At 45.9% G+C, this 24,684-nt stretch carries 15 protein-coding genes and 2 pseudogenes; 1 reads left to right on the top strand and 16 read right to left on the bottom strand.

Translation table 11 applies throughout. The annotated features are described in order from the left end of the window. Positions 1 to 64: 64 nt before the first annotated feature. The 15 genes and pseudogenes from M3661_RS11895 to M3661_RS30260 form a co-directional block, all read right to left on the bottom strand. Positions 65 to 1,759 (bottom strand): stalk domain-containing protein, encoded by a 1,695-nt coding sequence (locus M3661_RS11895; protein WP_251485158.1) that lies wholly within the window; start codon positions 1,757 to 1,759, stop codon positions 65 to 67. 127 nt (positions 1,760 to 1,886) lie between these two features. Next, complete coding sequence (locus M3661_RS11890) at positions 1,887 to 3,821, bottom strand: LTA synthase family protein (RefSeq protein ID WP_065292078.1); 1,935 nt, start codon at positions 3,819 to 3,821, stop codon at positions 1,887 to 1,889. Continuing rightward, on the bottom strand, positions 3,818 to 5,158 hold the full coding sequence (locus M3661_RS11885) for a DUF6080 domain-containing protein (protein ID WP_065292079.1): 1,341 nt from the start codon (positions 5,156 to 5,158) through the stop codon (positions 3,818 to 3,820). The genes M3661_RS11890 and M3661_RS11885 overlap by 4 nt, the downstream gene beginning before the upstream one ends. A 136-nt stretch (positions 5,159 to 5,294) precedes the next feature. Beyond that, complete coding sequence (locus tag M3661_RS11880; protein ID WP_065292080.1) at positions 5,295 to 5,612, bottom strand: EamA family transporter; 318 nt, start codon at positions 5,610 to 5,612, stop codon at positions 5,295 to 5,297. Next, positions 5,602 to 5,931 (bottom strand): EamA family transporter, encoded by a 330-nt coding sequence (locus M3661_RS11875; protein ID WP_251485156.1) that lies wholly within the window; start codon positions 5,929 to 5,931, stop codon positions 5,602 to 5,604. Before M3661_RS11875 ends, M3661_RS11880 begins: the two co-directional genes overlap by 11 nt. Further along, entirely contained in the window at positions 5,919 to 6,560 is a 642-nt protein-coding gene (locus M3661_RS11870) for an HAD family hydrolase (protein WP_083189279.1), read from the bottom strand. The genes M3661_RS11875 and M3661_RS11870 overlap by 13 nt, the downstream gene beginning before the upstream one ends. Before the next feature lie 24 nt (positions 6,561 to 6,584). Next, positions 6,585 to 7,511, bottom strand: coding sequence for a decaprenyl-phosphate phosphoribosyltransferase (locus tag M3661_RS11865; RefSeq protein ID WP_083189280.1), 927 nt, complete (start codon positions 7,509 to 7,511; stop codon positions 6,585 to 6,587). A gap of 242 nt (positions 7,512 to 7,753) precedes the next feature. Next, entirely contained in the window at positions 7,754 to 11,401 is a 3,648-nt protein-coding gene (locus M3661_RS11860) for a DUF4855 domain-containing protein (RefSeq protein ID WP_083189281.1), read from the bottom strand. A 365-nt stretch (positions 11,402 to 11,766) separates the two neighbouring features. After that, a complete protein-coding gene (locus M3661_RS11855) occupies positions 11,767 to 13,449 on the bottom strand; it encodes a DUF4855 domain-containing protein (protein ID WP_065292082.1) in 1,683 nt (560 codons plus the stop codon). 120 nt (positions 13,450 to 13,569) lie between these two features. Beyond that, complete coding sequence (locus M3661_RS11850) at positions 13,570 to 15,246, bottom strand: DUF4855 domain-containing protein (protein WP_175400530.1); 1,677 nt, start codon at positions 15,244 to 15,246, stop codon at positions 13,570 to 13,572. Between the two features lie 380 nt (positions 15,247 to 15,626). Next, the gene (locus M3661_RS11845; protein ID WP_251485154.1) at positions 15,627 to 16,781 is read right to left on the bottom strand and encodes a hypothetical protein; all 1,155 of its coding nucleotides are present in this window, start codon (positions 16,779 to 16,781) and stop codon (positions 15,627 to 15,629) included. Positions 16,782 to 17,070: 289 nt separating this feature from the next. After that, a complete protein-coding gene (locus M3661_RS11840) occupies positions 17,071 to 17,763 on the bottom strand; it encodes an LrgB family protein (protein ID WP_251485152.1) in 693 nt (230 codons plus the stop codon). After that, positions 17,760 to 18,137 (bottom strand): CidA/LrgA family protein, encoded by a 378-nt coding sequence (locus tag M3661_RS11835; RefSeq protein ID WP_021253843.1) that lies wholly within the window; start codon positions 18,135 to 18,137, stop codon positions 17,760 to 17,762. Before M3661_RS11835 ends, M3661_RS11840 begins: the two co-directional genes overlap by 4 nt. A gap of 224 nt (positions 18,138 to 18,361) precedes the next feature. Beyond that, positions 18,362 to 20,917: a flippase-like domain-containing protein gene (locus tag M3661_RS11830; protein ID WP_251485150.1), complete on the bottom strand. Its 2,556-nt coding sequence runs from the start codon at positions 20,915 to 20,917 to the stop codon at positions 18,362 to 18,364. A 111-nt stretch (positions 20,918 to 21,028) separates the two neighbouring features. Then, a pseudogene (locus tag M3661_RS30260) lies at positions 21,029 to 21,422 on the bottom strand (tyrosine-type recombinase/integrase); the annotation flags it as partial. Between the two features lie 354 nt (positions 21,423 to 21,776). On the opposite strand from M3661_RS30260, the gene M3661_RS11820 reads away from it, so the two are divergent. After that, positions 21,777 to 23,777: a CAP domain-containing protein gene (locus M3661_RS11820; RefSeq protein WP_251485148.1), complete on the top strand. Its 2,001-nt coding sequence runs from the start codon at positions 21,777 to 21,779 to the stop codon at positions 23,775 to 23,777. 182 nt (positions 23,778 to 23,959) lie between these two features. Here M3661_RS11820 and M3661_RS11815 read toward each other — a convergent pair. Then, positions 23,960 to 24,115: pseudogene (locus M3661_RS11815) on the bottom strand (integrase core domain-containing protein); the annotation flags it as partial. Positions 24,116 to 24,684 lie beyond the last annotated feature (569 nt).

Here is a 24,684-nt window from a genome sequence, read left to right as displayed (position 1 = left end):
CCTCGAAACCATATGGTTACAGTAGGACTGCAGCTATCTGCTGAAGCTTCTTTTCTTATATTATTTATTTCGTGTTCTTAATTTCTAAAGTGATATTCGCTACATCGAATAAGTCCGCCGCTTTGACATAATCTGTCGGATTCATCGTTAGATAACGGATAGCAGCTTCAAAGGAATCTAGGCTTGACTCTTCATAATTTTTTTCAACCGACTTAAGGCTCGCTAGTTCCGTCTTCAGCTTAGCTAACGGCTTCGAGAACTGAGCATCAATCTCTTCTTTATTCGCTTGAGGTGTGCTCGCTCCCTCTTCCCCGTTCTTCTCCGGATTGTACTTCGCAAGCTCTGCTTCGAACTTCTTTATCAGGGCTGCATAGGATTGCTGCAATGCCTTGAATTGTTCTTGTTCTTTATCTTCCGCAACCAACTTGTTCAGTTCAGCTAACATTTGCTTCATATTCGCGCCAAGTGCTTGCGCTTCATCAGCCGCAAGTTTTGCCGCACTATAGTTCTTCTTCGTATATAAAATCTCTGCAGCAGCTTTATATTGTTCAGGCGTGTGCGCGATACTCAGTGCTACATTTACATCCTTCTTCAAGAAATATTGGAATCGTTCGCGGAAATCTCCCTCGTCGAATACGTTGCGAACACCCCAATGAGTACTTTCACTCGTTTTCTTTAGAACAGCTAGAACGGATTTCGCCTCATCATCGAAGGCATAAGCGCCAGTGTCCATATATAATGCCTTCAAGTGGATTGCCATAGCTGCCAGTGTGTTCGGATCATTCGGCTTACCAGCACCCTTGTAATGCTTTTTCACGGCATTGATCCAATTATTCACCACGGAATCGAACTGCTTATTTGATTTGCGCAGATTGGCATCGGCCTTTGTATACGCATTTTTCTTCGCGGTGATATTTTTTTGCATAGCAGCCGTTGGAGCACCAAATACGTACACATCAATCGTCTCTCCGAAAATATTCTTTTTCTTTTCAGTTCGGAGATAGTAATGATAGCCCGCATATCCATTCTGAGAGTATCCACTCTTGTCTGGATTCTGTATGATCATGCCCGCTGTGGATGAGTTTGCTAGCGTATGATTGCCTTCTGCGGTGCTCGAACCTATCACGTACAGCGGTGTTCGTTGATCAATGTAACCTTGAACATAGTAAAGCTTATCGTTCAATGCCAACTCATATGCAGCTAGCGCCTTTTCGTATGTACTATACATTTGATGATATGGACCGCTAACTTTGTCATACGCGTTACTATATGCATCTTCATTTGGAATCGCCGCAACATGTACCTTGTCCAACTGATTCACGAGCTCCAGCTTCACATTATTCAGCAATGCACCGTAAGACAAAGGTACCGCAACGCCACCTTTCTCGAACAGAACAGCTTCAGGCAGCGGCAGTGCAGCTCCGTCCACCTTCCCCTGCTTGCTGTTGGCTGTGAATACGAAGGTATGCTCTTGATTTTTCAATGTCAATGTCTTCGATGTTTTGTTCCAATCCGCTTGGAACCCGAAGATGTCTGTAAATGGCTTCAAGCCGAGATACAGTCCATCCGTAGATGTCTCTACATAATGCCTGCCTAGGAACACGCGCTTTCCGTTCCATTCCAGCAATGAATAATCATACAGCTTCATTGTTCCTACGGTTGAAGAAGCTGCGGCAGCATAAGCTGGCTGTATACTGCTCCCAATTCCCGTTAGAAGCAATGACACAACCAGCAGCCACGTCCATATTCTCTTTCTCACGTTGACCCCTCCATCATATATCGCCATAATTCGGCATAATCTACCAACTTATTATAACATGGCGAGAATCATAGACGAGTGACTTTTTACCAACATTTTCGTTCCGTGAAGGTAGAAATAGCTCTCCTTATCGCTTCGGCAGCAGTTGAACGTATTCATCCGACAGCTTCATGAGAGAGAGAATATAATCATAGTCCTTGCGGTACGCTTCCTTCATAGGCGCGGGCTGCAATGTCTTAAGCGATATCGCTGTGCCATCATCGAATCCTTCACCAGGTACGAACATCACTTCATTGTTGAAGAAGGAGCCTGTTGGCAGATAGTAGCGCATACCGACTACATTATTTTCTGTATTCAACATATCGCGACCAAGTGCAAGGAATTGCTTTTCTTGCAGGGATATACCAAGCAGGTTGGCAGCTGTCGGCATAATGTCGATTTGACCGCCTGTCCTTTCGATTATCTTAGACTCAGCTTGCCTCGGTACATGAATGATCAACGGAATATTGAAGCGGCTTACTTCATTCGAATAGGGAACACCGAGTCGATCGGTTATTTCCTTGTCGCTTGCTTCCTTCGGATTCACGCCAAAGTGATCGCCATACACGACAAGCATTGTTTTATCCCATATCCCCTGCTTCTTCAACTCCTCGATAAACTGTCCCAGTGCATAATCGGTATAATTGATTGCAGTCAAATAGTTCCCTAGGTACGAGCCCTCCATATCGGCAGGAAGCGTCAACTTCCGCAGCTTGTCCGGCACAACAAATGGCGCATGACTGGATGTCGTCACGAATTGAGCGTAGAATGGCTGATTTCGCTTCGTCATCTCCCGAATTTGCTCTGCACCGACTCTATACAATTCTTCATCAGAAGCACCAAAATCATTGAAGAAATCGTTCGTGTAGTACGGCTTGTCATAGTAATGGTCAAATGCTAGTCCAGGATAGAGCAAATGCCGGTTCCAGAATGTCACATCATTGACGTGAAACGTTGCCGATTGATATTTCAAGTCATGAAGAAGACGAGGCATACTCGGAAGCTCTCTCTTCCCAAAGCCTGTGGACATCGCTACCGTTCCCGTCGGATATATGGACGTATTGGACAGAAACTCTGCATCCGAAGTATTTCCTTGGCCGATTTGCTGATAAATATTCGGGAAGTAATAGCTCTCCTTCACGAGATCATTCAGTACTGGTGTAATCTCCTGTCCTTCCAGCTTGGCTTGAATCGGGAAGTTCTGAAAGGCTTCCAGTTGAACCACAATCACGTTGGCACCGTGGGCCAATCCGAAACCCTCCGGCTGTCCAGACGGAGGGTTTTCCTTACGATAAGGATATGCCGCTTGAAGCTCTTGGATCTTCACTTTCGTCTCATCCAAATTCCCATTCGCGATGATCTCGTTCTCACGTATGATTTTCAGCGCAGTTGCAGCTTGATAGTTGAGATAGCCAATCTTCTCTGACTTCACCGTCTCATTGCTGATCGATTCTGCCTTGTCTATTACGAACCAGGAATAGCTCATGCAGCCGATCAAAATCAGGGCCGCGGCAGTTCTCCACATCCAACCTGCATAACGTTGTGGCGGGGATGAATCCATCCAAGCTTGCTGCTGCGAATACGTCCTGCGGATCAACCAACGAATCGCAACAAATATTCCAGCCACCACGATATCTGCAAAGTACAAAAAGTGTGAGAACTTCACAAGCGGCCCGATACTGCCGCGGATTTGTGGAACCTGTCCCATTTCATCAAATGCAGTAAAGGTTGGTACTGTATTAAAGTGAATATGGTACAGTGTTGCAGCAAACATCAAAATAGAGAAAATAACCTGAAAGATCCAATATAACGTACCTTTGCCGAATCGAGGCAGCACCATCTCGAAGAGACTGACTAGAACAAGTACGGAAATGATATCGGTAAGCAAGCCTGATACGGTAATCGAATCATAGACGAAGTGGCGCAGCAGCGTTAATTTGACCACCAGAAGCAGGGTCAGCAGTGCGCCTTGCGGAAGCTGAACCCGCTTGCGTTCCACCCTGGCCAATGAAATATTACTCATGATCGTTCATCCTTTGCAATGATGTTGTGTCGTGGTGATGATGTCTCATCTTGCATAATTGCCGATTGGAGCTGCGCATATGTTTGCTTTACGGTATCCAGCGCCTTCATATGTCCCATTATATTGCTCAATAGGGTGATGACTGCACACGCCGCTACAATGCCAGTAAGCACACGGCGAGCCTGTCCGCGCAGACTATGAATAAACCACGCCATTAACAAGAATAAGGCGAAGAGATAATGCCCAGCATATAGGTACATATCATATTCAAATGTTCGTAGACCGAAGCCGACGACAAGGTGAAGCAGAATGGCAAACAGAGGATACACGTTCAAGGACCACACCTCAGCCGAACGATACCCTTTCCCAATTGCCAATAAGCTTAAAATAATGACAACTGCACCGACGAGATGACCGTACCACGGGAATGGGTATGCTAAATTTGTGACAAACGCCATAATCGAGTCACTCATGAGAACAAGGTTCGGCGTAATAATCGGACTCTCGATCATGGAATAGACTGCCTTCCAATGATGCTTGAACGAGAATGGAGAGACATAGCTCATGCCCCCAGCTTCAATGTTATGCTGCCAGGAGGATACCCACGTATTGCCGGAAAATAAGACATGCTGGAGCACCGTCAACAGCGCAACCATCACGGCAAATATCCCCGCAACCTTCACCCATTTCACAATAAACTGCTTGCCTTGTCCCAGTGAGCAGAAGAATAGGACACCAGCCGCTGTAGCAACATTCGTAATGGTAATCCCAAAGTTCAATACAAGCAGCAGCGCGACCGGTATAAGGGAAAATCGGTTATTCTGTCTGCAATACTGAGCATACAATACCGTCAGAAGAATCCCGAATACCGCATATGGATAGGAGTCAGGAATAAGGGCAGTAAAAATACTATACGAACTCGCCCCGAAGAATGCAGCAGTACTAATAGACAACCAATTACAGCACTGATTGCGGCGCAAGTAATAATACAGAATGACAACACAGAGCGCATTAGTCATACTTTGAACTCCAACAAAGAGCGCATTGCCAATTGTTGCGTTGGCGAGTGCCTTCAAGGGTGTCGCAACAAAATTGAGCAGTGGATGAATGAAAGAAGATTGCGGCGCATAATAAAACGACGGGTCGAAATTGAAGAGATTCAAGGTAAAAGGCGCGTCGTTAAATGGACTGCGCGGTAACAGTATGTCCTTATACTCTTCCATATAAGTTAAATAAGGAATATTCAGTAGAATATAGAGCAGTGAAAAAATAACAAAAAGAATAAGCGCGGTGCGATTATCCTTCTTATCAGTAAACACAGACTTCCAAAACTTCATGATGATATATCCTCCGTTACTACAAAATGACTGGAAATCATGATTAGGCGGGTACTCGTATGAGTACCTACTCGATCCCGACCTCATAGAATGTTCCGCCTTCCAACCGATTTCCCCCTATGTACAACTAAGCTCGCTATTGAACTAGAATAACCAATCCTAACCCGATGACACCAATCCCCGCTACCTTATGCCAACCTACCGATTCCTTGAACCACCACTTAGCCAAACAGAGTGTCCACACATAAGTTAGCGCATTCGCTGGAAGAACAAGTGTATACGGCAAAAACCGCAGTAAATAGATATTGAGAAGCGCTCCTATCCCATACAGCATAAATCCGGTGAGCAGAATCCACTTGCGGTGGCGAATGGAATACCATTTAAAGCACGCGCTTCCTAAAGAGCCGAACAATGTCATGAAAATAAGCAGCACCCATAACCATTCATTTCTCATAGCTGATCAACCCCACGCCAAGCATTAACAGCAGCACGGCAATTCCCTTTTGCAAGGTAATGGCTTCGTTCAAGAATAACCCTCCATAAATCAAGGCAAATATATAGCTGCTGGACATCAGAGGATACGCAACGGACAACTTCTCCATAGAAAGCGACTTAATCATAAGAAGCGCCCCCACTCCGTAAAAAACAAATCCAACTCCAACGTATAAAATCTGGTGCACACTCCATTTCCAGAACAGTTGCCCGGTTGCTGTGCAGAAGGCGGAGAAGATCATAAGCAGCTTCCCCAAGTGACGCGATGTTATCTGTTCCATCTACGCTCCTCCAATCCGTGAGCAGCCTCGGAAGCACGATTGACAACATAGCGGTGCTTCACCAATTGCAGCATAGGCAGGTCGCTCAAGCAATCCGAATACGCACAGGATGATTCATAGTCAATCGTGAACCGCTGTTCGCTCGCATATTGGCGAATACGAACCACTTTCTCATCCGCCTTGCAATTTACCCCGACAATGCGAGATGTATATCGATCGTTGCTCTTCTCCAGTTGGGTTCCAATAACCTCATGCACACAGCCCAGCTTCTTGAAGTACTTCATATAAGCATGCGGGGACGCAGTCACCAGCAGCACATGGTATCCTTCCGCATATTTGCGGCGGATTACCTCAACCGCCTCTTCATACACATCGTTGGCGAGAATCTTGTCATAGAAGGCCTCAAGATCTGCTTCGTCCATATAATTAATTGCACAGAAAAAGGCTTCCTTTGCCTTATCGGCAGGAATTCTCCCCGTCTTGTACAGCAGCAAATTCCATAACACCGAGGTCAAATGGACAGCAGCCCGTGGTCTGGTTGCGATGCCGTACTTCAAGAACAGCAGCATCGAATCATGCTTTGTAATCGTTTTGTCAATATCAAATAAAGCTAGTTTAGTACGTGTCAAACCGTTCGTTCATCCCCTATCCAATTATTCAAAAATAAGCAGGATGGACAACACACTCGCGACATACAGCACGACCGTCACAAGAATATGCTTGTCCTCTACCAGCAGGCGATCCGGTGCTCCACCCTTGTTCTCGATGTGAATCAAGTACAAATAGCGGAAGATGCCGTAAATGACAAATGGGATCGTCCACATGAGATAAATCGTTCGGCCAGCTGTAAACGTGAATAGCGAGTAGCTAATAATCGTAGCCGTCGCAACGATACTCGTTAGTTGGTCAAGCAGTGTGAACGAATACTTGTCCAACACCTTGCGATGGGCATCCTTCTGCTTGTCAAGTAAGAACAGCTCATGCCGCCGCTTGCCAATTGCAAGGAATAGGGACAACAGCATCGTACACAGCAAAAACCACGGCGTTAGATGCACGTTAATGGCCAATCCTCCTGCAATTGCCCGGAGCACGAAGCCTGAGGCAATCACCATAATGTCCATAATGACCACATGCTTCAGCTTAAGGGAATACGACACATTCATGGCAAAATAGACAACTAACAAAAGCATCAAGAGCGGGTTAATCATATACGATACCACCAATGAGCAAACGAGCAATATTCCTCCAAACATTAATGCGCCTGTTGGATTCAATGCACCGGACGCCATAGGACGGAACTTCTTGACCGGGTGATTGCGGTCTGCTTCCCGATCCACATAATCATTCAATATATACACGCATCCTGATACGAAGCTGAATAGAAAGAAAGTCGTCAGGGTATTCACGAAAGCCGACACGTTAATGGCTTTTAAGGAAAAGATAAGCGCCGCAAATACGAGCAAATTTTTCGTCCACTGCTTCGGTCTTAGCTGCTTGAACAGCAATCGAATAACCGAGCTTTGACTCACTTCCTGGTATGCCTCTGATCGATCAGCGGTATGACTTGCTTGCAACTTCATCACTTGCACCTCCTAGCTGTAGTAGCAATATTTACATCTTTACATACCGACCTATTATAATACAGATCCTATCGAATGAATATGGTTATTATGGATCACGAGGAAGCGATTACTAGTAAGCATTAGTGCTAGCTTCCACATCTACACCATAAAAAAGCGCCCCAATGAATTGGGACGCTTCATTCTATTTTGCCTGTTTCCAGTTGCTTTGAGACTACGATATAAGAAGGAGCAGAGCCATACTAAATTTGTGCACTCTTCTTAAAGATGGCGATCTCGTCTTTAAGCTCCCGGACAGCTTCATCTACATTCGCTCGCGTGTAACCTTCTGACTTCAGCCATCTCATGACCTCAATCGTTTTTTCTCCCAATTGCCATTTGGCCTGAATGAATTCGCTACCTGTTTGCTGAAGCAACCACGATACCTCCTCATACAGCTGCTGAAGTTCAGTAGTATCTACGATCCCGCTGTCCCCTACTTGTACCGTCGAACGGAAGGTTTCTGACTTGCCATTGTAGTTCATTGTAACGTTAACCGCTGCCGTACCTGGTTTTACCCCCTTCATCGTCACGCTGTTACTGGATTCACTGATTTTCTCAACCGCATCACCGATGACTTCCCAATGATAGATAGCATCTTCTGTAGGTACAGCATATCCATTGGCATACTGGCTCAGCAATCTAATCGTTCTTTCCTGTGCTGGAGTAGAAAAGAATTGATAGGTTCCCTGCCAGCCAACCTTCTCTCCCTGTTCCAATACAACTGATTTGTTAAAGACTTGCAGGAAGTAGGATTTCCCATACTCCTGAGTAAAGACAATCGGTTGATCATCAGCCAGATATTGCAATTTACCAAGTCCGTAATTGCGATTCAGCGTCACGAGCAGCTGATGCTGGCTCCCATCCTGTACTCCTGAACTCAGCCAATACTTATCTACGTCTGGATGCTGGGCTTTCGTTCCCGAATCACTATACACGCTCGAGCCGCTTCTGCCTACTTCCGTCTCCCCTGCATAGTAGCGTACTTCTTGATTCCATGCTCCGTTGACGGACTGCAATCCATAATAACGATATAACGTAATCTCTTCCAGAGGCATAATTTCCGTATGAACTTGTACTTTGCCGCCTTCGATTTCATACGTAACCGTCTCCTGCAAGATTTCACGACCACGTCCGTCCTGCTCCTTCGTATTGAAGCCCTGAATTCGATTCACAACCTCAATTTTCACCTTGGTCCCGGCGATTGCTGTCCCATCTTGAAGCTGCTTCCCGTCCACCCACACATTATATTTAACGGTTCTTCCTGTCGTAGAACTGTTCTCGCCGCCATCATAATTATGATTGCCACCCGTGAAATCCTGACCTTTGCCGTTGCCATTATCATTGGCACCAACGATATAAGGACCAATCCAGTCCGATATATCAGGCCACAACATAGTCGATGGGCGCGTCAAGTCGGGATCGGCATCCTTGTCTACATTCGGACTAAGCCTCCATTCTTTCATCCCGTAGAGCTTATTTGCACCAGCATGATCGAACACAATCCACATATCATTGCCGTCATTGTACTTGTGGGCAATCTTCAAGTTGCTGCCGTTTTTCATGACATATTGCGTTCCACCCAGCAAAGGATCGTGAAGTACAGGATTTTTGAATCCATAGTTGATAGATAGTGGTGTTTCGTTCCCCATTATCTGATTATAGGCCCAAGGTGCAGCCTCAATCACGACAGACTCCACTTCTACCTGCCCTACCTGTGCGCGAATCACGACAGTACCGGGTTTAGTAGCATGCAGCTTGCCATCTGAGGTCACTTCAATTATGCTTGAGTCCGAGCTCGCGAAGACCGCATTCACTTTCTTTTGTAGTGCATCGTTATTGTCGATCACGACTGGTGACCACAACGTACCGACATCCATAGTTGCCAGCTTAGAAGGAAGCATGATCCGGTAATCCGGAGCAGGACGGTTTGCTTCATATTTTAATAGCTTTAGATCATCAAGGTAGAACGTGGCGTCCTCCGATTGCCTGTTGCGCATAAGGGCAAAGCGAATGATATTTTTCGTATTGATTCCTGCCTGCTTCAGCTCCTGAATCGACTTCGTAATGATGGTCCATTGTCCAGGCGGGAATATGATGTTTCTGGCAAAGGTCTTGCCCCAATCATATTCATACATAAATACCTCGCGTATCTCTTGTGGTTTGGACGAGGCATTGAACACTGCATAGCTAACCGCGTCATACCCGCTCCAATCCTTTAGATCATAGGCTGGATAGGATTCCTCCGGATGTTCCTTCTCGAACCCGTCATAATCGGAGTCGATATACGCTGCGATCCAGCTATTTGGATAAGCCTTGAAATCGATCTTCAGCGACTTCTCTCCTTGCAGCACGTATGTAGCGTCTGTAACCGTCGCCCGCTTGACATGGTCGCCGTTATTCGTTCCGGATTTTACTTCATTTTCAAAATCTATGAGCGAACGAGATTCTGTTACTGTCGACTCACCAGATTTCTCTAGAATAATATCGCGATAAATCGTCTGCTTATCATGGATGTTGACGACAATAGATTTGCTGGGCAAGCCTTGTTTCTCTACGACAAAGGTATTCTCGGTTGCATACAGATCGCTCATCGCGAACTGACCTTCTGTATCAGTGGTGACAGCCTTCCCTGCCTTATCCTTTAACGTCGCCCCTGCAATACCGTTGCCCTGACGATCAACCACTTTTCCTGCAAAGTTCCCTTGCGGAGGAATAAACTTGCCCGTTGCAAACCTGTATAGATCCGTATACATCTGCTTCGCCGCCGGTACCTCAGAATGATAGAGATCATAGATTGCGTACACGTCTTGGTAATACGCAAGAAGAGACTGATTCATAAACTGCTTCTTCACACCAGTAATTAAATAGTTATAAAATGCTTGACGGTACCGCGGAGCGCCCACAATACGCTGATCAAGCTCTACTTTGACTCCCGCTTCATTGGCATAAGCCAAGTCCGCAATCTCTTCCACCCGCTCAATTGTGGTGCTGTCGTCGCCATAATGGTTCGGCTGAAGGGCTGAGAAGTCAAAGCCTAGCCGCTTCCCATTCGCCTTCTCCCCTGCACCATACCAAGGAAGCCAGCCTAGACGCATGCCGCGCTGCTGCAAGTACTGGGATGCGAAATCCGCACTCTCCGGCTCCCCAGGTACAGTTGTATCGAGATCCTCTTGGAGCCAATAGAAGCCGCTCAGCTTCAAATGCTTATACTGCTGTTGCTCGAAGCGAGCGGTTATCGTGTCGATGTACCAGCGGATTAACTCTTTGCGCGTATTCAAGTTTTCTAGATTTTTCACTCTGCCATCGCCATTGAAATCCCCAAAGTCCTTGCTCTGTGGGTCTGGGAAAGGCAATGTAACATACACGTTTACCTTTTTATTAGGTTCATGCAAATCCTTGCCTACCTGTTCAACTGCAGCATCCAACCCCTCGAGCTGCAGCCCCTTCTCGAACAAGCGATCTATCGACCATTTCCAATCCTGCCAAGTTCCTGGCTTGCTTCCTGCCGCCCATGGGTAATAGCGAGTGAGACTGCCCTTGTAGGGGGATGTCTTCGTGAGCAGGAGGAATGTATCGAAGAACGCATCCTCTGCAACTCCATCTTGATTCAAGTATCCTACGTAAGGAAGAAAATGATCCTTCCCGTACTCCCCTCTCTTCGTGCCATTCGTATTCTCTCGGTTATCATATCCGGTGTTCATAATCACAATATTCGAAGCGCCATTGGATTTTTCACTGTTTTTGGGCAAATAATCTGCAGACACTATTGTTGAGAAAAACGATGTCATGATCACAGAAGCAAGCATGAAGGAAGCAGTCAGCAGGCTTATGCTTTTCTTTACTTTCACGAATTCACTCTCCTTTAATCTTTGCAATAAAGCGTTTACATAAAATTGATAGCAAAACGCTTACAATTCTCTTCGTACCCACTCCCTTCATGAATCGACCTCTCATTTTTGGATAATTCAACCTATCTCATCATATCAAACTGGATAAACTATTCAACTAATAAATATCCTATTCTCTGAGAAGTCATGCAAAAGAGCTGCCATGCGGCAGCCCCATTATTTAGAACATCTGTATTAGCACTTGCAGTTCCGTAATCTCATCATGCGGCTTCAAAAACGCCGATGGATGACCAGAGTATGGCCCATAGAAATAAAAAGAAGATGACCCGGAGTGAACCGCTGTCATCTTCTATCAATTAGACCATTTATCGAGGCTGCTTCTGATACGTACCCTTCACAAATTGGTACATCCAATCATAAAGCTCACGAATCCGCGGATCACTGCTGCGAGAACTGTCGAGCAGGGCATCTACACCTTGGTAATAAGCCATGAATGCTTCGTTCATATAGCCGAAGTCGACCCCTCCATTCAAATAATCAATGTAATAGCCGCGTGATGCACCATTCGTGAATGCATCCTCATCCATCTCCATCTCAATACCTAGACCGTGATGCTTCGCTAAGTACGCCGCATCTTCAATCCGATCTGGGTTAGTTCCACCCCAATAATGGTTCGGCTGCAGCGCTGTCGCGTCGAACCCTATCGCACGTGCTGCATAGTTCCTGTTGCCACCAAAATTCGGAACCCAGAACAGCTTCTGTCCTCTCTTATGCACGATATCTCCAGCATGCTTGACCAACTTCTCGTCCGATGAATTGTCTCTTCCCATCGATTCGGCCATCCAATACATTCCAACCAATTCCAAACGGTCGTATCGGCCTTTAATCCATTTTGTTCTTACTTGATCCAAATACCAATCAACAGCCTTTTTCCGATTCGTAAAGGATTGTTCCGCGCCAACATCACTAGGCACAAAGTTCTCAGAGATCCCGTCCCCATCGACATCTCCAAAATTTGAAATCGTCTCACCAGGATTCGGAATCATAATGACGACTTTCATCTTATGATGCGAATCATTCAGCTTATTCCCTGCTTCTGTCACAGCAGCATTTAACTCGCTCAGATCCCCGCCCGGCTTGAACATTTTGTCCAGATACCATTTCCAGTCATCAAGTACTGCGTTAATCCCAAAATCCCGCTGGTAATCCGCCGTACGAATGCCTAATAAAAGCGTTCCATCATACATCCAGTCCTGCGGCTCTCCGTTGTTGTCAACATAACTGACGTACGGCATGAGCTTCTCCTTTGTCCAATTGCCGCGATCGTTACTATACATACTGTTGTACATGAGCCACAGATCGTGAATGCCTGCCGTATCATTTCCCGGCTTCAAATAAGAAGATGTGACTGGGCGAAGCGCATATGCATCCGCTGTTTTTCCATCTACACCCCATATCTCCACTTCGTCCATGAACACCCAAATCTCTGTCGTAACGGCAATTTTCACATACCGGGCATAGATTTTCTTCGCTTGACTGGATGGATGGGGAACTCGATCTACCGCTGCGTCCCACACATAATCATAGGCTGCAGTCGGAATATTGGTCCAGAGCGGTACCGGGGAATTCATGTATTTTACAGGGGCCCAATTCATCCCGTCTTCTGAGGCATAATAGGAGACAATTTCTGGTGTATAGATGCCTACTTCTTGATTGTAGAGAAAGTGAGACTTAATCTTCCCAATCGATTTGCTTTCGCCCAAATCAAATATGATTTCACGCGTCTTTCCTTTTAACAATGCGGTCCAGTTCGGGTCCATAAAATCATTGGCATCTCCATACTTTCCATCTGTCAGCTTCGTTCCATCGTCTGGGTAATTTTCATCAGGTGGCTGATGGGTGAAGGAATACGAAATCCCGCTTGCCAAATTCCTCATTCCATCGGCGGCCACTGTAGGTTCAATATCTACCGCTAATGCAGCTTGGAAGGTGGACAGAAGCATGATGGAAGCTGCGACGAAGCTCACGACTCTCTTCAACTTAATCATCAATAAAAACCCCTCTCGTCGATTTTTCAATAAAATCGTGTATTGAGTAAGCATGGGTTGATCACCCATTCTTGATGACTTATGTCTATTCCGTGCTTCGCTGCGCTCCCCATTCATCGTTTATCGAGGCTGCTTCTGATACGTCCCCTTCACAAATTGGTACATCCAATCATATAGCTCACGAATCCGAGGGTCACTGCTGCGTGAACTGGTGAGCAAGGAATCAACCCCTTGATAATAGGCCTTGAACGTTTCCGTCATGTACCCATAATCGACCCCACCGTTCAAGTAATCAATATAATTGCCGCGTGAAGCTTCATTCTCGAACATTGCTTCGTCTGTCTCTAACTCAACACCGAGACCATGATGCTTCGCCAAATAAGCGGTATCTTCAATGCGTTCCGGATTGCTGCCGTCCCAGAAGTGGTTCGGCTGAAGCGCTGCTGCATCGAATCCCAGAGCCCGAGCCGCATAGTTCTTATTCGCACCGAAATAAGGAATCCAAAACAACTTCTGTCCGCGCTTGTGCACAATCTCTCCAATATGCTTAATCAACTTCTCATCGGACGTCTTACCGTTTGATACCCCTTCGTCCAGCCAGTACATACCGGAGATCTCCAAGCTGTCATAACGACCCTTAATCCATCTTGTTCTGACTTGATCCAAGTACCAGTCAACAGCCTTCTGCCGATTCGCAAAGGACTGCTCTTCCCCTACCTCACTCGGTACGAAGCTCTCAGAAATGCCATCTCCGTCGATATCTCCAAAGTTGGATATCCCCTCACCCGGATTCGGGATCATGATAACAACCTTCATCTTATGGTTCGGATCATTCAGCTTCTCTCCCACTTCTTTAACCGTGTCATTCAATGCGCTCAGGTCTCCACCCGGCTTAAACGTCTTATCCAAATACCATTTCCAGTCTTCAAGATTTGCTGAATAACCAAAATCCCGTTGGTAATCCGGCGTACGAAGGCCTAGAACGAGCGTGCCGTCATACATCCAGTCTGTCGGTTGACCATTATTGTCGACGTAGCTGACATACGGCATGAGCTTCTCCTTCGTCCAATTGCCGCGATTGTTATCGTACATTCCATTGTACATAAGCCACAGATCGCGGATTCCTGCTGTATCATTACCCGGCTTCAAATACGATGGTGTCACTGGACGAAGTGCATATGCATCAGACGTCTTGCCGTCAACACCCCAGATCTCTACCTCATCCATGAACACCCAGATTTGTGTGGTGACCGCGATCTTCACATAGCGCGCATAGATCTTCTTCGCTTGACTGGAAGGATGAGGAACTCGATCTGTTGCAGCATCCCATACATATTCATAGCCAGCTGTTGGAATATCAGACCATAGCGAGGCTGGAGAATTCATGTACTTCACTGGAGCCCAATTCTGGCCATCCTCGGATGCATAGTAAGACAATATGGTCGGTGTATAAATGCCTACGCTGTTGTTATAGAGAAAGTGTGATTTAATTCGGCCGATCGACTTGCTCTCTCCTAAGTCAAATGTGATTTCTCTTGTCTTCCCTTTCAACAACCCCGTCCAGTTCCCATCCATGAAGTCATTAACGTCTCCATATTTGCCATCTGTCAACTTCGATCCATCATCTGGGTAATTTTCATGAGGGGGCTGAGAATAAGAATAAGATATTCCGCTCGCTACATTCCTCATTCCATCTGGCTCCTTGAGCTCATTTTCTTCGGCAAAGGCTGTGTGAAAGGTGGACAGAAACATGACGGCAGCAACAATGAAGCTGGCCCATTTCTTCATCTTGATCATCAATTCGACTCCTTTCGTTACGTGAAATGTGTGAAATGCGAACTCCATCGCGAAGGAAGCGTTTTCAAGATGTTGCAACTATTATACCTGCTGTACAGGTTTATGGTTTTGATTATAGTCCATACTTATCGACTTATTGTCCACTTACCAAATACGAACCAAGAACAAGCACATCACCTTCCGAAGGAGACGGATTGAATCATTTACCAATCCAGCAGGAGGCATGTTTGCGACCATCACATATACCACTGTAAGATAGCATTTGGAACACAGCATGATGGTATTGTGGATCGGGTGCAGCGCCTATTATGGACGAATAAAAATAGGGCATGCAGATGCATGCCCTATCGAAACCAATACCTTATCGTTATGAGTATGGATTAGCGTTCTGGATTGTAAGTCACATGAACTGACTTGTATCCAAGCTGCTTAATCTGATCAGGTGTAACATAGAGTGTTCCTTCCTCCAACACACTATTCTCCGCATTCAGCTCCATGGTTCGGCTGCCATTCACAAGCTTAAATCGATGAGCGCCATTCTGCTTTTTCAGCTTCTCTAGCTTGATAAGCTGCCAGCCGCATGCATCCGCGAGCGGTTTAACAGGGATACGAATATACCCTTTTTCTTCAAATACGATCGGCACGCGAATTGATGCCTTATCAACCTTAACCTCGTAATCGCGCTGGATCTTCATCGTTATTTTTTCCTCGGGCAATGCATCCAGATCGAAGTCCGTCGGCAAATCTGCGGTAGCATCCTTGGCATTGTCCATCTTCGGCAAATATGCCTCTGCAGCAGCCCAATCCTTCAACGGCTTGGATATCCGCTTCTTCAAGTCCAACACATATAGAGGACGATCCGGCTTATTCAATGTATATACCACGTATCCCTTCTCAGGATCAACGCCTCTAAGATTGCCGAATACGATTCGTTCCAATTGACTTGTTGCAGGGTCGAAGATCACAATCTCCTCTTGATTCGATTTTTCTCCATTCAACCGGCTGTATATGATGCGATTGTCTGAGAGCCAGACAGCCCCTGTCGAATAGCTAGTTCGAAGCCATTCCTTCGTATGCCCTGTTTGATTGTTGCGCAGTATATAGCTATGAACCGTGGTCATGTACCCTTCTGCAGTCGGTACAAAATATAGCCGCTCATGGATTCCCCATTTGCGGTCTGGCGAGGAACGAAACACTTTACCCTTCACAACTTCCTGATCCTCAGGATCATACGTATACTGCATCCCGCCTTCAATATTATCTGCATAATTGGTCTTGAGCAGAGGATGCTGCTGCCCCTTTTCTACTCGCATGCTCCGAATGCTCGGATCCCATTTCTTCCATTGCCCATCAGCCATTTGAACGACGACACGCTCCTCACGCGCCTCCAGATCAATTCGCTCAACATTATAATAGACCGCTCCGCTCTCCAGATCGGTGTACACCTTCTCGGCAGAGTATGTACCTGCTGCACCTGCGAGAGACGGCAAACTTAATCCCAAGAGGATCCCCCATGCCCATATTGTTGCTTTCAAGGAATAACTCCTTTCCTCCATACCTTTTATACGAAATTAGTGAAGTGATACATCTGAATTGTATGCTCAGATAAGTCCACATAAGTATCAACGTGATAGAACCAAAAATGTTTCATTTCATTTCCCCGAAGGGATAACGATACATATGGGACGCAACAGTAGGGGGGCTCCCCTTCATTCGTTGCATCATAGATAACAGATCATACAAAAAAACGCCCCCCGCAGATTGCGAAGAACGTCCTGATCTTATTAACCAATCCATGCTGACCATAGATCAGGTTCTTACCTCTTACATAAGGAACATATAAATCGGTGTGAAAAGAATGGAGGTAATCAGGCCCGCTAACCCCATTGCCAATCCACTGAATGTCCCCTGCTTCTCTGAGTCCGCCAAGCTCTTCGCAGTCCCGAATCCATGCGCAGCCGTCCCCATTGCGATCCCAAGCGGCACTTCGCCGCGAATACCAGTCATCCGCAGGAAGGTTGTACCGAACAATGCACCAACAACCCCTGTGAATACGGTAAATACAGCAGACAGTTCAGGCATAGCACCCAATGACTTGGAAATTTCAACTGCGATTGGAGAACTGACTGATTTCGGCAGCATGCTCAGCATAACTTCCCTCGCCCCGTCTAAACTCATCATGATCGCCGCCACACTCACAATTCCCACGATAGAGCCGCACGTAATGGACAAGCAGATTGCAGCAAATTGCTTTTTGACTAGCTCACGATATTTATAAATAGGAACACCGAGCGCGATTGTCGCTGGCCCAAGAATAAGTGCCAAAATATCTGCCCCATTTTTGTAATCCTGGAGCGGGATATTGCCAATGACGAGAAAACCGATCAACACCGTCGAGCAAAAGAGGATCGGATGCATCCATTTGAAACGCACATGCAGTACACGGGATAATGCATACACAACGATCGTTGCAGCTATTCCGAACAATGGCTGTTGTGTCCATGATAAAAGGTTCATGCTGCATCTTCCTTTCTTGTCGGCATCTCATTAGCTTCATCCGGTTTCTTCTCCATCTTCGAAGCAACGAAGCCTGTCATCCAGAGAACGACCAGTGTACTGCCGATAATTCCAGCAGAAATGCTGAACCAATGTGCACTCAAAACAGGCATAAATGCCATAATACCGACTACATAAGGGATGAAGAACAACAACATATGATCAAGCAGGAATTGAGCGGATTGTTCAACCCACTCCAGCTTCACCCACTTCATGCCAAGTGCAATCAGGAACAGCACCAAGCCAAGCACGTTGCCGGGCAGCGGGAGATGAAGCAAATTGTGCAGCCACACACCTGCGATGTTGAAGCCTAATAAAATTGCAAATCCTAGCATAAGGAACCACCTTCTGATGATAAGACTTTGATGAAATCCGTTCCTATTCTGAAACACCCCTATTGTAACAGAACTATCGAGCGTGTCCCACCCGCGAGTACGGTCGAAAAGCAGAGCTGTAAGCGGTTTTTCACAATAAAAAAGGCCTGGAGCAGCCTCCAAGCCTTTTCATGTATTTTCTGTAACTTTCAAAATTTTATCATTTTCGTATGAAATGAATCACACTATCGCTGCAAACGTCGAATAATACGCGTTACTCGCCATACCGTCCAGTTCATATGACGCTGCTTGCGGAAAGCAATATACTGCGGCTCCCACGTAACATCGAATAATGCTAGCCATATTCTTCTATAGTTATTCATTGGATACATCTCACGGATTCTCCGGAAGATCGCAACAGCAGTTCGTTCTGTCCATAAATAGGGGGAACGATCCGACTCAACATGGGACAATGGAATTAATCCGCTGACAAGCTGCTTGCAATGATGATGCTGTCCGATCCATACGATGATATCACGTAGCTGCTGAAGTACTTCATCCTGTTCGGGTTGACATAAGCCGCGACAAGAACGAATATCACCGATCATTACCGTCCCAGAGGCCTCATCGACTCTCAGCACAACGTATCCAAGCAAGAGATCTCCATCCGTTTCATTAAATAAGCGAACGAGTTGGAGCGTGTCATCCGATACCGTCAGCAATCGTTGAAGCGTCTCGATATACCCTGGTGTCGCAGACTCCCAGCTGCTGGCCGCGTCTATGACTTGCTGAACATGTTCAGCTTCCAACGGGAAGCTGCTTAGCTCATACCGGTGCACCGGCGATGCCATGCTCGGCTCGGTGAATTCATACCGTGCAATTTCCCCTACTTTGAAGAAGTCATTACCATAATCATGAAGCAGTGGCATGCCATCTATGCCTGCTTGATAGAACACAATATCGAGACCGAAGCGATCCGCATGTTCGTACAGGGAATGAAGAGCATCATGTTCTTTCGCTTTCATCCGCTCCAGCTGCGGCATGCCAAGCATAATTACCCGCCGTCCCTTAATAATGAAGGGAAAGCGAATTTTGCCGCTGTTGACTGAGAAGACACGCTTGTCCGCAACATTCTGATACATCCAGCCATTAATGCCTGTCAGAAGCACTTGATCATCGCTACGCCAATCTCTACCTAGCGGCTTCTTCAGATGGCGCTCGAATACAAGTACCCCAATCACGTACATAATAGCCGCTACTATCAGACCAGTAACTAGCGTTGTTGTAAATTGGCCATAGCTAAGTGTGTAAGTTGCTGCATCCGCAACCTTCTCATGGAATTCTGCCAGCATGTATCCCAGCATCATGTACAGAACCATGAGTAGTGATCCGAATAAGGTTGTGAAGAATATCGTACTCTTCGTTAACGGGAATCGATAACGAGTGAACTGTGAGCGAATAAGGAACAGGAACAGCAGCATCCCGCACAGCCACAACGTATGGCGAATCGTCGTTCCTAGCAGAAACGTCAGCAGCGTACATATCGCTAAGGCTGCCAGGGTCATCACATATGCCCGAATTGTGCGCTCGAAGAGTCCCTTCAATTGCAGCAGGATCAACAGGCTGGCACCAAGTAAGATACCATTCACAATTGGAAATACTTGACCATGGAATAACGGAAGAACGAACATGGATGATTCCCATGATGGCTCAGTGAACGTGTATGTAAATAAAAATATGGAAGTCATAAACAACAAGATTACGACTGACCAAGCAGACAGCGAATTCCATAACGAGCGCTGTACGAACCACAAGATGCTGCCAGATTCAATATATGAACCTAACGTCGGGTGATCCTCGAACTTCTTCACCGCAACTTCGCCGAACTCGAATGCTGCGAAGATTAAGCCAAGTGTAAACGGGATGAAATAGTACACGGTACGGTACAGCAGCAGTGCTGTAAATACTGTACTGTCTGCAACTCCTAATGCTTGCAAGCCGATTAAGAACGTAATATCGAATGTTCCGAATCCACCGGGCACCATACTGATAAGGCCGGCAATGGCACTAACCGTAAATACACCGATGACTTCAGCGAAGGAGACGTCTGCTTTCAGCATAAGCAAGATAACGTATGCAACTGATCCTGCAGCGAGCCATTCGATGAATGACACAACCGTATATCCGAATGTCAGTTTGGCGTTCGCATTCGCTCTTCCCTTCCAACGTGAGAAGAGTAAATACACGGGGAAGAACAAAGCCACCCCGACTAGGACAACCCATAGCCACCCCTTGGCGGCGAGCAGTTCACTCGCAGGGAACACATGCAGCAGTACTAGGATGCCCAATAGGGACAACCCACTAATCATAGAAGGCGCCATCCATGCAATTGCAATCAGCAGCCTGCTGGCATCGCCTGTAAATTGACGATACAAAACGGTTCGAATCCCTACCCCTGCGATCCCACCAAAGCCGACAATCCCGTTAAAGGTATTCGCGATCCAGGATACTCGAAACGTTTTCCCTATGGTAACAGGAGCTTTAATTGAACGCAGCAGCAGGCGATCATAGAAAAACATGGTCGCAACCGCTAGTCCGCCTAGAACTATGAGCCCCGTAAAATACTCACTCGATATTAATCGTATCGCATGGAGCGATTCCCGAAGTGAAAATCTGGATAATTCCTTCTTTCCTTGAATAAAGACGAAAATGATGACTGCTAATGGAAAGGCTATTTTCAGCGTCTGAACAAGCCGCTTATTATGCAATAACGCTTGCAGCTTCGTCTTGATTGCATTCATTCAACCCCTCCTCTATTCCCTGATACCATATAGTGTGTAGTGAGGGCAGGTTCGTTATTCGTTTTCCTTCTTATTGTAAACGCATCAGCTGCATTGCTGCAAATATCTGCTTCAATTGATGAAGGTTTGCAGACGATTGACGGCTTCTTCTTTCTGCTTATCAGATACGTGAGTGTAGACCGTAGTTGTTTGAATGGAGGCATGTCCGAGCATCTCCTGTACGGTTCGTATGTCTGCCCCGCTCTGCAGCAGCATCGTTGCAAAGGAATGGCTCACCAGCCCGAAGACCCCCATATCCCATCAACATCAGAATTGCCAGATTGCGCTCTCGATACTTCCCTTCTGTTCGCACGAGAAGCTCGCGCAGCTGTTCCGGGTTCATATATACCGGTGCACGATTCATCTCTGTCTTCGATTTCTTCACACCGATGGCTGGGTTCACATTCGTCAGCTCGAGCTCATTCAATGCCTTATAGAAACTTGTCACCGCACAATGCTTGCGATCCATAACGCATTTTCTCCCTAAATTATGCTTCCAAAATAGCCTCAAAAAAACTGCGTATAATTGATATTATACGTAGTTTTGGATCTGAGAGGCAAATAAATCTGATCGCATCATTTGATTAAGCTAGCCTTTCAACCATTCATAGAAAAGCGACAACCATTACATTACAATACCATAGCACCATAGCTATAGGGTTGTTGTTAAAAGAGAAGGCAGCATATGAAGAGTCTTGGAGATCTTTCCAAGGTTTTTTTATTCACATGGGTATTTTGGCTTATATAAAAAGGAACTGGTATCGTCCTGTCGAACTATTACAAGGATCTACAAATTTCTACAAGGGGACGATTATGCATCATGTTTACAATCACAAATTGGAATAGCGAATTAAGCCATAGGCGATTCCGCATGAACTTTGCGCGCCTTGGCCTTTTTGCACTATTCCTTGCGCTAGTCTTTTACTTTATTTTTATGCTGCTTAATAAGGCAGCCGCAAGCGCTGACTCAACGGCTTACACGCAGGATCAATTAGATGCCCTTGAGATGCTGAATCAGGTTCGCCTAAGTGTTGGCCTGCCGCCTGTAAAGCTTAATAAAGAAATAACGCAAGCAGCCATCAATCATGCAAAATATTATAATTTGCACGAACGAGGAAAGAAGGTTACCTTAAGTGCCCATCAAGAAAAAATGGGACTGGAAGGGTTTACGGGGACTGGACCTTTTGAACGAATGAAAGCCGCCGGCTGGAATTATGGAACTTCATACCGAACGGGTGAAGTCATGCATTTTGGACAGAAGAGCAGCACGATGGCCATGCAAGGATGGCTGGATACCGCCTATCATCGTGACATTATTTTAGGTTCTGCCTATAACGAGATCGGGATCGCGCTTGTTGATGGAACAGCTGTTGTGAATCTAGGCGGTACATACCAGTCCTCCATGCAAAGTAACCGTATCTTTGTCTATCCTTATCAAGGGATGACCAATGTGCCAGTAGGATTCTACGGGAATGAAGTGCCGAATCCATTGGATCAGTTCAATGTCGAGCATTCAGGCTATATTATTTCCGCGTCAGTCCCTGGCAAGCTGGATTGGCATGAAGCAAGCATCTTGGACGAGAAGGGAAATAACGTTCCTTTTTATGCAGAAGTCTCGAGCGGGCGTACCCTGTTCCTTTATCCGAAGTCCATATTACAGGGTTATCATACATATCGCGTCAATCTGGCATACCGTACCGATAGCTCATCCGAGACACAGCGCCTATCCTGGTCCTTCAAGACTGGCAAGGGCCATCAATTAGTAAGCATATCGGGAGCTCTGCAAGAGATTCTGATTAATGAAGGCGAAGAGACCTCCATTAAGATGACAGGACGATATGACGATAATGTCACGGAACCGTTGACAGACCAAGTACGTTATGTCAGCAGCAACGCAGCAGGTCTTAAGCCCGTGTCCCCTGCTACCTTCAAGGGAATAAAAGCAGGCAATTATTACATTACCGCTCATGTGGGGAATTTGTCCTCTGAACGAATTCAGGTCAAGGTACTGCCTCGCTTAAAGACGAAGACTTATCCGCCACTCAATGCAAGTAAGCCTGCAAGCACGGTAACAGAGGCTGAATTCTGGATGATGTTCCTGCAACAGTATCAAATCCATATTGAGGCTTACGCCCCAGCTAAACAGAAGCATGCCGCTGATTCTGCCTACCGGATTGCTGAGATGCGAAACATCCCGCTGCTTGGATTGACCAGCATTCCAGCTAGAGATAAGCCGATTACGAGAGGAAAAGTTGCAGAAATTATAGCTGCGGCTGACGGCGTCCATTACGTCAATTACAATGCCATCTGGTATGTGCTTGGTATGAATTATATGATAGGGACGACGGATTCAACGCTCAATGGCTTTGAGCCAGACCGCACAATAACTCGTGGCGAAGCTGTTCAATTGCTTACCGAACTGAAGCCGAAGCTGAAGGCATTGCGCGCAAGACCAGCCAGTCGGACACCTGTTGAATTCCTGCCTCCTTTACCTGAACGAGAAGTCTACAAAAAGCCTGAAGTGATCAAAGATTATACGCTTATCGCTACCTATCATCCTGATCGCACCTTAACGGTAGAAGGCAAATTCACCATTCTTGCTGGCCAACAGACGACGATGATGGTACAGACGGGCGGGAAGCAGCCAAATCAAATTGAAGATGTAACGGTATCCATTGATCGTGAAGGCAACTTCAAAGTCACATCTGGCCCGTACACAGAAGACTCCTTAAACCTATACTTGAAGACACCTGGAGCTACGTATTGGATCTCTGTCGAAGCCAATGCGATGAATGTCAGTGAATATACCCCCAAGCCATAATGCTAATAGTGGTTTTTGTATGAACCTTTTTAGGGTGAACATATCTCGAATGTAATAAAACGAACTCCTTTTACTTTAGATGAACTATAACCCTTAATGTGGACAGGATAAAGAAAGCACTACGCTGCCAGAAGATGATTCCTATATTCGTTAGGAGTCATCTTCTTTAATGTCCATTGATATCACTCGGTATTGTAAAAGTGAATATACTCGTTAGTGCGATTCCGAAGTTCGTCAATACTTGTACAATCTTTGTACTCTAATTCGTCTTTCATATGACCGAAAAATGATTCCATTGGTGCGTTATCATAACAATTTCCTCTTCGAGACATGGATTGTCTAAATCAATTTTCACTTACACGTTTTTGGTAAGATCTCATTCGTAGAACCGTCTTTTACACAAGAGAGATATCCCCATTACTGCCCATGGTTGTACTTGGGTCTTAATGAGCAACTGATCGCGCTCATCGGCCTCCTCTTTTTGTTGACGGGTATCTTCGGCTGAAAGCCACCGATAATAACCGATAACGCTTACCTTAAGCCAGCCTCAATGAATATCTCCTTTGGCGTTTTTCCAGCTTTATAGGCTTTAACTGCAGCAAGTTTAAAGGCAGGAGTGAAGGATATATTCGACTCTGATACACGCAATACGTGTGGATTTCCCTCAAGTTTTTTGATTTGTAGCTCGCTATATCGCATGCTCATACTCCATTCTCAATAAATAAATTAAATTATAAACGTAAAGAACCCGAGAGAGGCACTTTTTTTAAAGTGTCCATCTCTCGGGTCATAGTTCACCCAGCATCATGATTAGAGCTTAACAAAAAAAGCTCCCTTAACAGCAGCAGGCCCAAACATGAGCCTGTTTGCTATCAAAGAAGCTTCTTAAACGGATAATCGTCCACGC

Source organism: Paenibacillus sp. MER 180 (assembly GCF_023713665.1).
In the GTDB taxonomy this organism is placed as follows: Bacteria; Bacillota; Bacilli; order Paenibacillales; family Paenibacillaceae; genus Paenibacillus_B; species Paenibacillus_B suaedae.
The sequence above is the reverse complement of the archived record's forward strand: the minus strand, read 5'-3'. Positions and strand labels throughout refer to the sequence as shown.

Excerpts from the sequence above, each read along its gene's own strand:
- M3661_RS11890 (WP_065292078.1), bottom strand. The coding sequence starts at position 3,821 with ATGAGTAATATTTCATTGGCCAGGGTGGAACGCAAGCGGGTTCAGCTT.
- M3661_RS11885 (WP_065292079.1), bottom strand. The coding sequence starts at position 5,158 with ATGAAGTTTTGGAAGTCTGTGTTTACTGATAAGAAGGATAATCGCACC.
- M3661_RS11880 (WP_065292080.1), bottom strand. The coding sequence starts at position 5,612 with ATGAGAAATGAATGGTTATGGGTGCTGCTTATTTTCATGACATTGTTC.
- M3661_RS11875 (WP_251485156.1), bottom strand. The coding sequence starts at position 5,931 with ATGGAACAGATAACATCGCGTCACTTGGGGAAGCTGCTTATGATCTTC.
- M3661_RS11865 (WP_083189280.1), bottom strand. The coding sequence starts at position 7,511 with ATGAAGTTGCAAGCAAGTCATACCGCTGATCGATCAGAGGCATACCAG.
- M3661_RS11855 (WP_065292082.1), bottom strand. The coding sequence starts at position 13,449 with ATGATTAAGTTGAAGAGAGTCGTGAGCTTCGTCGCAGCTTCCATCATG.
- M3661_RS11850 (WP_175400530.1), bottom strand. The coding sequence starts at position 15,246 with ATGATCAAGATGAAGAAATGGGCCAGCTTCATTGTTGCTGCCGTCATG.
- M3661_RS11840 (WP_251485152.1), bottom strand. The coding sequence starts at position 17,763 with ATGAACCTTTTATCATGGACACAACAGCCATTGTTCGGAATAGCTGCA.
- M3661_RS11835 (WP_021253843.1), bottom strand. The coding sequence starts at position 18,137 with ATGCTAGGATTTGCAATTTTATTAGGCTTCAACATCGCAGGTGTGTGG.
- M3661_RS11830 (WP_251485150.1), bottom strand. The coding sequence starts at position 20,917 with ATGAATGCAATCAAGACGAAGCTGCAAGCGTTATTGCATAATAAGCGG.
- M3661_RS11820 (WP_251485148.1), top strand. The coding sequence starts at position 21,777 with ATGTTTACAATCACAAATTGGAATAGCGAATTAAGCCATAGGCGATTC.